Annotated in this window: 11 protein-coding genes; 7 read left to right on the plus strand and 4 right to left on the minus strand. The window is 66.7% G+C overall.

Annotated features, from left to right (window positions below; translation table 11 throughout):
- Window positions 1–25 precede the first annotated feature (25 nt).
- From KBX26_RS02925 to KBX26_RS02940, 4 genes are all read right to left on the minus strand, one after another.
- Window positions 26–1,642 (minus strand): hypothetical protein, encoded by a 1,617-nt coding sequence (locus KBX26_RS02925; RefSeq protein ID WP_210864659.1) that lies wholly within the window; start codon window positions 1,640–1,642, stop codon window positions 26–28.
- A gap of 283 nt (window positions 1,643–1,925) precedes the next feature.
- On the minus strand, window positions 1,926–3,026 hold the full coding sequence (locus KBX26_RS02930; RefSeq protein WP_210864660.1) for a hypothetical protein: 1,101 nt from the start codon (window positions 3,024–3,026) through the stop codon (window positions 1,926–1,928).
- Between the two features lie 445 nt (window positions 3,027–3,471).
- A complete protein-coding gene (locus KBX26_RS02935; RefSeq protein ID WP_210864661.1) occupies window positions 3,472–4,527 on the minus strand; it encodes a C40 family peptidase in 1,056 nt (351 codons plus the stop codon).
- A complete protein-coding gene (locus KBX26_RS02940; RefSeq protein ID WP_210864662.1) occupies window positions 4,524–5,102 on the minus strand; it encodes a hypothetical protein in 579 nt (192 codons plus the stop codon). Before KBX26_RS02940 ends, KBX26_RS02935 begins: the two co-directional genes overlap by 4 nt.
- A gap of 277 nt (window positions 5,103–5,379) precedes the next feature.
- On the opposite strand from KBX26_RS02940, the gene KBX26_RS32085 reads away from it, so the two are divergent.
- The 7 genes from KBX26_RS32085 to KBX26_RS02970 are packed head-to-tail and all read left to right on the plus strand — an operon-like array spanning window position 5,380 to window position 12,559.
- Window positions 5,380–5,565 (plus strand): hypothetical protein, encoded by a 186-nt coding sequence (locus KBX26_RS32085; RefSeq protein WP_232233993.1) that lies wholly within the window; start codon window positions 5,380–5,382, stop codon window positions 5,563–5,565.
- 3 nt (window positions 5,566–5,568) lie between these two features.
- Window positions 5,569–6,315: a hypothetical protein gene (locus KBX26_RS02950; protein ID WP_210864664.1), complete on the plus strand. Its 747-nt coding sequence runs from the start codon at window positions 5,569–5,571 to the stop codon at window positions 6,313–6,315.
- A 4-nt stretch (window positions 6,316–6,319) separates the two neighbouring features.
- Window positions 6,320–7,768 carry a hypothetical protein gene (locus KBX26_RS02955; RefSeq protein ID WP_210864665.1) on the plus strand — a complete coding sequence of 483 codons (1,449 nt, stop codon included), beginning with the start codon at window positions 6,320–6,322 and terminating at the stop codon, window positions 7,766–7,768.
- Window positions 7,765–8,667 (plus strand): SCO6880 family protein, encoded by a 903-nt coding sequence (locus tag KBX26_RS32090; protein ID WP_247680083.1) that lies wholly within the window; start codon window positions 7,765–7,767, stop codon window positions 8,665–8,667. Before KBX26_RS02955 ends, KBX26_RS32090 begins: the two co-directional genes overlap by 4 nt.
- Window positions 8,633–9,262, plus strand: a complete 630-nt coding sequence (locus KBX26_RS32095; protein ID WP_247680084.1) for an SCO6880 family protein — start codon at window positions 8,633–8,635, stop codon at window positions 9,260–9,262. Before KBX26_RS32090 ends, KBX26_RS32095 begins: the two co-directional genes overlap by 35 nt.
- A 22-nt stretch (window positions 9,263–9,284) precedes the next feature.
- Complete coding sequence (locus tag KBX26_RS02965; RefSeq protein ID WP_210864666.1) at window positions 9,285–10,727, plus strand: hypothetical protein; 1,443 nt, start codon at window positions 9,285–9,287, stop codon at window positions 10,725–10,727.
- A complete protein-coding gene (locus tag KBX26_RS02970) occupies window positions 10,724–12,559 on the plus strand; it encodes a type IV secretory system conjugative DNA transfer family protein (protein ID WP_210864667.1) in 1,836 nt (611 codons plus the stop codon). The genes KBX26_RS02965 and KBX26_RS02970 overlap by 4 nt, the downstream gene beginning before the upstream one ends.
- Window positions 12,560–12,580 lie beyond the last annotated feature (21 nt).

Raw genomic sequence — 12,580 nt, forward strand, 5'->3', positions numbered from 1 at the left:
AGATCAGTGTGTCGTCAGAGCCGTCTCACGACACATTACGCGAGGACTGAATCCCGGCCACGGTTCGGAGCGACGTTGGCGCCTGCTCGTAACTGTCAAGCTCGATTCCTGAAATATAGGCGAGAGCCTGCGCCGCTATCCCACTCTCGGCACTAGCACGCGCGCAGCGATTGATTACCGCTGTTACGAGCGGAAAGGCCGCCCTGAGGACTCCGTCCCGCAGCGGCGCATCCGTAATCCCGCCATGCAATACGAGATTACGATGCCGATAAAGGGCGCGGAATGTTCGAACTAAGGACAATCGTGTGCCTTTCATAACGTCAGGACTGTTCAGACGGGCGACATTCGCAAGGTGTACCTGCATCCTCGCAGATGCGACCGCAGAAAAAACTCCAGCGATCAGGTATGCTTCCGCAGCATTCACTGTCGCGTCATTATCCATTGGATAGCTGGCGCGAAAGTTCGGGTCGCCGGCGTTTGAACGCAGCATTCCAATGGTGTTTTTAAGTTCGTAGCGGACGAGAGCTGTAAGACAAACATCCGCCGCCCGCTGGGCGGTTACCAGTTTTTGCTCGTCGCCAGGCGCTGCAAAGAGGCTCTCCATAGCGGCCCACAGCATACCGGCTGCCGCACCCACTTCGGATTGATAAGCGGCGAGCAGGAATTGCGTAGCTACCTCAAGGCGATCATCGGAGCTTCCCGGCGAGAATACAGGCGCCGGGATACTGTAGGCGGGCAATAGATGGCGGGTAGACCTTGCCCCGACAAGGCGCCGAGGTTTCGGAATTCCCTTTACCCATAGCCAGTCATCGAATATCGGGTATCGCCCAGAGTGAACGTGTGCGCGACTCTTTATGCGCTCTATTGCTGCGCTCGCCTGCTCCGTAGCACTTTCAAGGTCCCATGCGAAGTCGCTGAAGAGTACGGCACCGTGAATAGTCCGCGGAATCCTAGGTGAATCGAGGTGGCCATTATCTTCCAGCCACGCCCTTGTCTGTACAGTCGAAAGCCAGCCGTCGGCGGCGCGCACACTCGGCGATACTGATTGCCTAAGAATTACAATCGCCTCTATTGGCCTATATCTAGTCGCTATTAGGTTGACAAGATCGTCCATGAAGTCAGAGAGATCGACTTGCCTGGGGTCATGGCTGCGCCGGTAGTCGATCCATCTGGCTAGATAATTGCCTCCGAGGCCACGGCCCAGAAGGAATGATGTTATCAGTTCGGCTACACGGCGAGGGGAGGGAGTGTTGACTTGGCTTGGCAGGGCAGTTAGTGCAGTTCGCCACTCATTTAAGTAGCGTTCCTCGAGCGAGGGAATGACGGCTTTCAGGCCTAGGTGGAGGTGTGAGGTTGACGCGAATTCGTCGGCGCTCTTTGGGAGATTATTCGCTAGAGCTCCCCGTCTTTGGATCGTACCGAAACCAAGATCCTCCAGAAGTCGTTCGCGAACCTGTCCTTTGAGATCCTCGAAGCTCGCTTTTGATAAGACCTGTGCATGCGTCTGCGCGCCGGCTACAAGTAGCTCTTTTAGTAGCTGAACCGAACTCTGCGTCAATAACGTCGCTCCCCAGCCGTTCGCCGTAGTCAAGAACCGGCTCATTTCGCTGGCAACGGAGACCAGGTAGCTGTCGCTAAACATTCCCCTCCTTGGCATTAAACGGCCGACGTGTAGGAATCTGATGTGTGGCAAATAGTACACGGATAGCGACGCCCGTGGCGTTCATGCGGGCGCTCATCTCGGCAGTTCAGGATGCCCGCTCGACTCCGAGGGCAGCGACCCTCGGTGGCCCTCTTGATCGGTCACCATGCCCGGGTGGCGGCAGCAGCGGATGCCGGTCGGGGGGCCGAGGCGGCCGTCCGAGTAACTTGACGCTGGCGGTGGTAGGGCTGCAGGAACCGCCGATCGCTAGCGCAAGACCGGGCTACCGCAGGTTGGCCCATTCATCCATGGTGGTGGCTGCCTCGGCGATGCACTCGTCAATGGCTTCTGCGAACGTCCCGGCGTCGAACGCTGGAAAGTAGATGGGGACAAGTCCGAACAGCGGCGCTCCGATGGTGACCCGTGATTTGTCCACCTTGGGGTTCAGGTTGTAGTGCATCAGGGTGTTGCGGAACGGCTTGGCGGCGGGTGCCAAGATCAGCTGGGCTTCCGGCGAGCCGACCAGCTTGTCGATGAACTGAATGGATCGGCTGGTGAGCGTCCGGAGCTGATCGTCGCGGAGGATGCGGAGGCTGCCGAGGACCTGGTACAGCGTCAGGAAGCGAATCTTGAACGCGGAGTAGTCGGTGGCGCCAGATCCGGCGGCGTTGGCGATATGTGCGAAGTTCAGCATCGCCTGGAACACCGTGAGCAGCGCGTTGAGATCTGGGTTGGACGGGCCGTCGAAGACCTTTGGGTAGTAGCGCTCCGAGCGGATGTCCTCCTTGTGGGAGTTGAACTTGCGGGGGTCTAGGTGGCTCACAAACGTCTGGCCACGTGTGCCATGCCGGCCGCCCAGTGTGGCGACGAAGTGACCGTACTCCTGGTAGATCGCCTGGATGTCGGCCCCGGACATGGTGAGGAGTGCCTGTGGGTCCTGACCCATGTGGAAGTTAGCGGTATGGGTGGTGCTTATCAGGCGCCCGTTATAGCGGTAGAGGCCCAAGTCGGTTTCAAGGAGCCGGAGCAACTTGAAGCGCACGTTACCAAGGAAGCGGCCCCGGTGCGCCGGCATGAGCACGTCGCGGAAGTAGGCAAGTTGCCCGTCGACCCCGCGCTTGGTGTCCTCGAAGAGCTTCAGGCTGTGACGGGAGCGCGCCACGATCTGCTGGACGCCGCTGGAGAGCAGCGCCGACGTTGCGGGATCAATGGCCTTGAGTTTCGCCAGTGACTCATGGATGTAGAGAGACAGGTAGGGGCTGACGCACAAGGGCAGGCTGCTCGCGCCACCGCCAGCAATGGCGTGTATATCCGTAGAAAGGTGACCGGCGTAAGCGGCGTCGCTGGCCATGCCCTGCCGTATCACTGCCTCTTCAAGGGTCACGCGTCCATCATATGACGAGGCGCAAATGCAATAGGTGTACCAGCGGTCGGCCGGCGGGGACCCAGCTGGGGAGATGTTTCAATGCTAATGGAGCCTCCGCTATCCCCCACGGCGCGGATGGTAGGCGCGCCGGGGCGCGTGTGCGGCAACTCCGCCATTCGACTAACCGGCCTATCTCGACACGCGCCGGGCTGCAGTTTGCGGGGCTATTTCATTGAAGTTCTGCAGTAAGCGTCACCTGCCTGAACGTGACGAAGGCACCTCCGGGGCGGTATGGCTCACGTTCATATGATCAGTCACCATGTACCTAGCACGAGCACAGGGCAGCCGTTGATCAGGTGCACGCTCCTCGGCAGAAGCGGATCGGCTTGACCAAGGCGCTGCTGGACACGCCCAGCTTGTCCCCATGCGCGCTGCAGGTCATCCCGGCCGAGTACAGGACTTGTCACGGCTTCGGCCTACGGATAGCAGCAACTTGGTGGCTCCAGTTGCTGACCGCGACGACCTTTACGACGTCGCCAGTCTTGGGTGCCTGAATGAGGTACTGCCGCCCGCTCCGATCAACGCCGATGTACATACCGACGTGGCCAGGCCGGGTCATCGTGCCGTCCGAACCAGGGATGAAGATCAGGTCCCCCGGTCGCATCGCAGCGAGGGACGAGACGGCGACGCCGCTGTGCACCTGGTCGGCGGTTACCCGGGAGATTCGCACACCGGCTTCAGCCCACGCGGCCATCATCAGGCCGGAGCAGTCGTAGCTGTCCGGCCCTTCAGCCCCCCAGACGTACGGTTTGCCCCGCTGGGTAAGGGCAAAGGAGACGACTGCCCGCAGTTGCGGGTCAGCCGGCAGAAGGAAGCCGTCAAGAAGGCCGGCGTCGTCCAGGGGCGGTAACCCGTCCCCGCCGTCGCTGGAGCAGACGATGTTCATGCCTTCGCTGATCAGGGCGACCAGCTGCTGCGCCTCGGGCTGCCACTTTGCGTATGCGTCGGGGAACGCCGACCGCTGCACGGCCTGCGCGGCCCGGGTGAGCGGCATGGTCTGCCAGCCATCTACCTTGACCAGACGCTCGTAGAACTTCCGGGCCGCATAGCGAGGGTCGAGGATCTGTTCGGGGGTACCCCAGCCTTGACTGGGCCGCTGCTGGAACAGTCCAAGCGAGTCATGGTCGTTGTCCTCGCCGAGGTCACCAAGGTTACGCAGGGTGGACTCCTGGATTGCGGTGGCGACCGCGATTTCCCATCCATAGCGCGGCAAGTGCAGCTCGGCGCCGACAGTGACGATGGTCGCCGCGTTGCTGACTTGCTCGGAGTTCCAGGAGCCCTGATCGGGCCAGCCCGCGGGTGCGGCCGTAGCCTCGGGCGAGACGCTGGACGGGCTTATGGTGCAGGCCATCGCCGGGCTCGCTCCAAGCATCGCGAGGGCAACGAACACGATCAGCGCAAGCGGCGCGAGGACCACGACAGCAAGCCCGCCAGAAAGTACCGGCCACGGCCTGCTCATCGCAGGCCTGTCTGGCGAATCTCGTACTCCGCAACTCGCCAGCCGGATCCGTCAGGGCCTCCGCGGCGCAGGGTGCAGTCGACCAGGCTGTGCTCAGTCCAGCCGCGCCAGCCGTCTTCACCGAGGGGCGTCGCGGTCACCCGGACCCTGCGCCGGGCGGCGATGGCCGTATCGAGTGGCTGCAGCACGTCAACGAAGGGCTCCACGACGGTATCGACGTACGCGCGGTGTTCGGTCCAGGTCGCCCAGCGGCCGTCCTGCCTTGCGGCGGGGCTCTGCGCGGCCAGTGTGCCGCTGGCGTAGCGGATGGCGCGGTCGTAGGCGTCGCCCGGTCCGGCGTCCCGCCGGGTATCAACGCTGTAAAGAGCCACGGTGAACCGAGTGCACACCTCGCCGGGGTCGCCGTACGAGAACCCGGCCCGCGATGGCGGCGGCACCGGGGCGGCGACGTCAGCCGGGGCGGGCAGGGCCCTGGTTGTGCTCGGCACGGTCCGCGGCGGCTGCCTGCCGACGGTGCAACCGCTAACGGACAACGCCAGGGTGAGTACCGCCGCTGTTCGAGTTCGCGCGTTCATGGCCACGACGGTGCCGACGCGCCAGCGCCGTTACCGCTGCCAGTCGCGGCTGGTAGCGGCGGTAACGATGGCAGCAATACCAGCATCAACTCCGCCGTCAGCCCTACCCGGCGAAGGTCCAGGGCAGATGCCCAACCGAGGGCGTCATGACCTTCGGGAGACTCTTATGTTCGCTTACTACCTCGCTGGGGCTGCGCTCGACGCCCTCGCAGCCCCTACTCCCCCGCCCGCCGCCCCACCTGGCCTTGAAGCCACGGGGAATTTGTTCATCGGTTGGATGAAGTGGATCCTCATCGTCGCTGGCGTCGGTGGCCTGCTTGTCTGCGGGATCATGATGGCCGTCGGGCGCCGGAATCGGTCGGCGTTCGCGGCCGACGGCGCGGCTGGCATCCCATGGGTGCTGGCTGGGCTCACGTGCGGCGCGGTTGCGGCCGTGGTCGTCGGCGCAGTTCTGCCGGGCTGAGCCATGACCTACGACGTCATCACTCGCGCCCGCCGCACCACGCGCCGCCGGGTCACCGCAATTTTGGTCGCCGCTGTGGCGGCGGTCTGCGCCGTAGCGGCAACGGTGAGCATCAGCGCAGGCCCGGATCGTTCAGCAACCTCACCCATGGGTCCAGTACTGGTCCGTCCCGAGACCACCTCCGATGGACAGGCGGCCCTGCCTGATGACTTGGACTGGATTGACGTCGCGGGGGTCTCCGTGCCCGTGTCGAAACAGTCCGGTCCTCACATCACCAGCAAGGGGCAGGCTCGCGGGTTCACACATGACCGTGGCGGCGCTGTGCTGGCCGCCGCACACATCGTGGTGCGCACCAACCCACAGGTCGGCCCGACCGTTTTCGAGCCCACGCTGCGTACCCAGGTCGTCGGAGCCGACGCGGCCTCCATGCGGGTCCAGGTTGCGCAGGCGTACGACGAGTTACGCCGCCAGACGGGCGTGGCGGATGGGCAGCCCGCCGGGCGTCTGAACGCTACCCTGCTCGGCTACCGGATCGTCAGTTACACCGACGACGAGGCCGTTCTGCGCCTGTTGACCGAGGCACCGGACGGCTCGGGTAGCTCGCTCATGGTCAGCACCGAGGTGCGCATGCGGTGGGCAGGGTCGGACTGGGCGTTGCTGGCGCCCGCCGGCGGCACGTTCGACCAGGCCGTGACGGTCGTCCTGGATCCCTACACCGCCATGTTCCTACCCTTCAGCGCAGGCAGGTGACCCCATGCCCTTCTGCAACCCCTTCATGCCGACGACCTGCAGCGGCGCCATCGCCGGAGGAATCAACACCGGCATCGCGGCCCGCGACTCGATGGTCAACACGATCCTCGACGGGCTGGCCAGCGCGGTAAAGGACGCCATCCAGTGGGTCGCCGGCCTGCTGACCAGTTGGACACTCATCCCGTCGAACAGCCTGTGCCCGACCACCGGATCCGACCCGGGGCAGTGGGCCACCGACTGGGTGGCCCAGTGCAACGGCGCGGCCGGGCCTGCGCAGCAGCTGCGTGGGTTCATGCTGCCGATCACGATCCTGGTCCTGGTCGGTGGATTGGTGTGGCAGGGCATCACCATCGTCATCAGCCGTAAGGGGGCGCCGCTTCTGCAGGCGGTCCGGGGAGTCTGGAACACCGCCCTGTGGGGCAGCGTCGGCGTCGCCGGCACCCACCTTGTCCTCAAGGCCGGGGACAGCTACTCGATGTGGCTGCTGAACGAGGCGATCTTCAAGGAGTCCAATCAGCCACCCAACGAGGCGATGAGTGCCGCGCTCGGCGCGCTGCTGCTTCCCGGCGCGTCGGTGGCTCCGTTCGTGATGATCCTGGTCGGTGTCATCGTCATCCTCGCCGCCGTGGTGCAAACGATTCTGATGGTCTTCCGCGAAGGCGCCGCGGTCATCCTGGCCGGACTACTGCAGCTGGCGGCGGCAGGCTCCACCACCCGAGGCACCAGTCCGTGGCTGCACAAAACCCTCGGCTGGGCGCTGGCGCTCGCGCTGTACAAGCCGGCTGCGGTGTCGGTGTACGGCACCTCGTTCGTCATGATGCGCGGTAACGGACGGGACTGGCTGATGGGCCTCGGAATGTTGGCGTTGTCGGTGATCGCCCTGCCCGCGCTGCTGAAATTCTTCACCGTCTTCACCGGCGGCGTCGCGTCCGGGGGCGCAGGCCTCAGCATCGTCGGCGCAGGCGCGGCTGCAGGCCTGCACGCCGCGTCCTCGACACGTGGAGCTGTCGGCGGTCACAGCGCTGGCGACCACGCGCGCTACATGGATTCACGCGGACCTGGTAGCGGCGGCGGTAACGGACCCACCGGGGCCATGCCGAGTCCGTCCGGGCCCTCGCCCAAGAGCGGGTCCGGTGGGGGTACGACCGGTAACGCGCCGACGGTGATCGACGGTAGCGCCACGGTGGGCGGCAGACCGGGTCCGGTAACACCCACGACGACCGTGCCCGCCGGTAGCGGTGCCACCGCTACCGTCGGCGGTAGCGCTGTGGCCTCGGGCGGCGCGGCAGCCGGAGGTGGGACGGCAGCAGCCGGAGCCGCGGGAGCCGCGACCGGACCGGCGGCACCGGTTGTCATCGGCACCGTCGTCGCTGCAGAGGCCGGGTCCACGGGAGCGCAGGCGGCTGCGAACACGGCCAACTCCGCGATGCGGGACGCGAGTACGCCGTCGTGAGCAGCGACCAGGCGCAAATCCGCACCTACGGAGGTTGGCGGCGGGCGCGGGGCATGGGGCTGTTCGGCCTCGGACCGATGCAGACCTTCGCCCTCCTCGCGGCGATCACCGTGCTGATCGTCTCCGGATCGATAGGGCTGCAGACGCTGGCCGTTGCCGCCGGTCCCTGTGTGCTGCTCGTCGCGCTGCTGGTCCTCCGCTGGGACGGGGTGCCGCTGTCAGCCGGAATCGCACAGCGACTGCGATGGGTGATCGGCACGAGCCGCGGCTATACCTCGTACCGCTCCGGGGTGATGGTGGCCGGCGAGCACGCTTGGCAACTGCCCGGTGTGCTCGCGCCGACCACCCTGCTGACCGTCGAGGACGAGGGTGCCGGCGGGTACGGGGTGGTCTACAACCGCCGGTTGGGCACTATGACGGTGACGCTGCGCTGCGCGGCCACGTCAACCTGGCTGGCCGACCCCGACGCGAGCGCGGCGTGGGTGGCCAACTGGGGTGGCTGGTTGGCGAATCTGGGCTACCTGCCGATCGTCGACCACGTCGCGGTCACCGTGGACACCGCGCCGGATCCCGGTTCCCGGCTGGCCGACCACGTCGGCCGGCGAATCGTCCCGCACGGGCCGGCCTCCGCCCGCCGGGTGCTGCAACGACTGGTGGAGGTCTCCCCCGCAGCCGCTGCGGACGTGGAGACCCGGGTCTCGGTGACCTTCAAGCCGGGTGCCTCCCCCAGCAAACCTAAGAACCACGACGAAGCTCTGGAGGAGATCAGCCGCTCCCTGCCTGGTCTTCAGGACGCGCTGGGCAGCGCCCTCTTGCGGGCTCACCGTCCTCGCCCGAGCCAGCGCGCAGACCATCTCGGCCATCGTGCGGACGGCGTTCGACCCGGCCAGCCGCGGTGACGTGGCCCGGCTGGCAGCGACTCCGGGCCTGGATCTGAGCCGATGGTTGGACTGGGACACCGCCGGGCCCGTGATGGCCGAGGAGCACCTCGACCGGTACGTGCACGACTCCGGCACCTCGGTGTCTTGGGCATGGCATGAGGCACCGCGCCAGCACGTGCACGCCGACGTCCTCGCCCGGCTGCTGGCACCCGGCCCATACCCCAAGAGGGTTTCGCTGCTCTACCGGCCCTTCCCCGCCGGGGAGGCCGCGCGGATCGTGGAGAGCGAGGTCAACGCGGCGGCGTTCCGGGCGGCGTACAACCGGGCGCAGAAACGCGACGAGTCCGCCCGCGACCATGCCGACCGGGAACGGGCCGTACAGACTGCGCGGGAAGAAGCGATCGGGTCCGGGGTGGGCCTGATGTCGCTGTTCGTGACCACCACCGTTGTCTGCGCGGACGACCTGGGCCGGGCCATCGCCGATGTCGAGTCCCGCGCCGACGTTGCCAAGATCCGGCTCCGGCAGCTGCGGGCCAGCCAAGCGGCCGGCTTCGCCACCACCCTGCCCTGCGGCGTATGCCCGCCGCAGCTGGCCCGCCACTGGCCCCGCTGAAGCCAAATTTCAGGAGAAATCCATGAAGAGCATCGCTGCAGACGCAGTCACGTCGGCGCCAGCATGGGGTGTACGGGCACCCGGCGCTGGACGAGCCAGTCACATCTCCCCCGGCATGGAGTACCAGGGCACCACCGTCCAGCTCTGCGGACTGTTCCCCTTCGTCGCCGGATCCGGCGCACCCACCATCGGCGTACCGATCGGACGGCACATGCTCTGGGGCGAGGCCGTCTGCCTCGACCCCCTCGAATGGCTCCGCGCAGGCCTCATCACCAATCCCGGTGTGTTCGTTCTCGGTCAACCCGGCGTCGGCAAGTCCACGGTGGTCAAGCGACTCATCACCGGCATGACCGGATTCGGCACCAGCGCCCTGATCCTCGGTGACACCAAGCCCGACTACACCCGGCTCGTCGAACACCTCGGCGGGCAGGTCATCCGGGTCGGCCGTGGCCTGGACCGACTCAACCCACTGGACTCCGGCCCGCTGGGCAGCGCCCTCTCGCGGATGGGCAGTGCCGACGCCCGACAGCTGAGGCTCGAGATCCGGGGCCGCCGCATGTCGCTGCTGCTGGCGTTGTGTGCCCTGGTGCGCGGACAGTCGCTCAACAACACCGAGGAGATCATCCTCGGGCGCGCGATCGACGTACTCGCCGAGCGCCTCGACCGCGACCCTACGGTGCCGGACGTGCTGAGCCTGGTCGAAGCCGGCGCCGACGAGCTCCTCACCGCGGCCCGGGCACGTACCGGCGGTGAGTACCGCCGCCGCGTCGACCAGCTGGTACCCACCTTGGCGCTGCTGTGCGAGGGCAGCCTGCGCGGTGTGTTCGACGGCCCGACGACCAAGGCCCTGGATTTGGACGCGCCAGCTGTCAGCGTCGGCATCTCCCAGGTCGCTGCTGCGGGGGACCAACTGGTGGCCGCAGCGATGCTGTGCACCTGGGCGTACGGCTTCGGGATGGTCGACGCCGCATCCGTGCTGGCCGACCAGGGCCTCGCGCCCCGCCGGCAGTACCTCGGCGTGATGGACGAGCTGTGGCGGGCGCTGCGCGGCGCGTCCGGGCTCGTCGAACACGCCGACGCGCTCACCCGGCTCAACCGGCAGCGCGGCATGGCCAGCGTGATGGTCACCCACTCCCTCGCCGACCTCGACGCACTGCCCACGCCAGAGGATCGGGCCAAGGCACAGGGTTTCATCGAGCGGTCTGCCATCAAGATTCTGGCCGGGCTGCCGCCGCGCGAGCTCAATCGCGTCAACGAGGTCATCAAGCTGTCGGGACCCGAACGGGAGCTGGTGGCGTCCTGGGCGGCACCGGAGGCGTGGTTCGCCGGTTCGGTGCATCCGGGTCGGGGCAAGTACCTGATCAAGACCGGTGAGCGCAACGGTCTGCCGGTGTCGCTGACCCTGGTCGGTGACGAGTGGGAGCTCTACGACACCGACGCCGCGATCCGGCAGGTGCAGCCATGAACACCCGGCCCGTCGAGCCTGGCGGTAGCTCCGGCGGCCCGCTCACCCCGTTCCTGGTGCTCGGGCTGGTGTGGGCGGCACTCGCCCTGATGTGGCTGTCCTGGCTGGCCGGACGGATCGCCGCCGCAGTGACCGGACGGCCGGCCGCAGGCCCGAGCTTCGGGTCGGCGTACCTGGGACATTTGCTGCGTACCGAATGGTCGGCGTTGTGGCCCGGCGTGTCCCCCACCGTTATCGGTATGGTCTACGCGGTCCTGCTGCTGGTTCTGGTCGGCCTAGTCACCCTCGCGGCGGCGTGGTGGCAAGGGCGCAGGCCCGACGCCCAGGACCCTTTGCCAGCGCTGGCTGGTCCGGCCGAGGTACGGGCGATGACGCTGCCCGCGGTGGCCGCCAAGGCTCGGGGCCTGCGGCGCAGCCTGGCGAATGCGGCGGTGAAGGAGATCTCGGCCGAATCAGCTGGAGTCGTGCTCGGCGCCCATCGGCGACGGCGCGGTTCAGGTCCTCGGCTCTACTCCTCCTGGGAAGACGTCATCCTCGCGGTAATGGCGCCACGCGCCGGAAAGACGACCGCTCTGGCCGTGCAGTCGATCCTCGACGCGCCGGGGGCGGCCCTCGCCACCAGCAACAAGCCCGATCTGTGGGCGACGACGGCTGCCGTTCGCGCCGAGCATGGCGGCGTGTGGGTTTTCGATCCGCAGTCCATCGCTCACGTCTCGCGGGCCTGGTGGTGGAACCCACTAGCAGCTGTTGAGGACGTCGAGGACGCCCGGCGGTTGGCGAACCACTTTGTCCAACAGGTTCGCAACTCGCAGGGCAGCGACGACTTCTGGATACAGGGTGCCTTGGACCTGCTCACGTCGCTGATCCTGGCTGCCGCGTTGGAAGGCCGCACACTCACGTCAGTGCAAGCGTGGTTGTCGGACTCTACGTCGCGGGAGCCTGCGACGATCCTGAAGAGCCACGGGTTTGGTGCCTCTGCGAGGGCGATGTCCGGCCGGCAAGCCGGCGCACCCGAAACCCGCGAAGGGCTCTACGAAACCGCCCGCACCGCAGCCGCGTGCCTGGCCAACCCGACCATCATGGCCTGGGTCACCCCACCGGACCTACCGCTGCCGGCATTGGACGTCGAGGTGTTCGTCGAGAGCACCGACACGCTGTACCTGCTGTCCAAAGACGGCGCCGGAGCGGCCGCACCGCTCGTCGCCGGTCTGACCGATCAAGTGCTGCGTGCCGCAGTGACGCTCGCCGAGGCCCACGGCGGCCGACTCGACCCACCGCTGGTCGCCTGCCTTGACGAGGCGGCGAACGTCTGCAAGATCTCGGACCTCCCCGAGCTCTACAGCCACTTCGGCAGCCGGGGCATCATCCCGCTGAGCATCCTGCAGTCCTATCGGCAAGGGACCAGGGTGTGGGGTGAACAGGGCATGGACGCGCTGTGGTCGGCGGCCACGGTCAAACTAGTCGGCGCCGGCATCGACGACGCCCGGTTCGCCGAAGACCTGTCCCGGCTCGTCGGCGAACACGACGTCACCGTGGCCTCCCGCACTCGAGACGGCAAGGGCCATGCCTCGTACCAAACGTCGGTGCGCCGACAGCGGATCCTCGACCCGGCTCGGATCCGGGCTCTGCCGAAGGGCTCGGCGTTGCTGTTCGCGACCGGCGTGAAGGTGGCGATGCTCAACCTGCTGCCCTGGTACGACGAGCCAAACGCCGAGCGGCTGACCGCGGCGGTCGCCTCCTCTGCCGCCGAAATGACCCGTCAGGCGCGGCGCAACCGCGCCGCCCGCCGGGATCGGATGGCACTGCGCACCTGGCGGAGACGGGCCGGCTAAAGCTAGCTTGGATATCGGAGG

Source organism: Micromonospora sp. C97 (assembly GCF_018070385.1).
GTDB lineage: Bacteria > Actinomycetota > Actinomycetes > Mycobacteriales > Micromonosporaceae > Micromonospora > Micromonospora parva.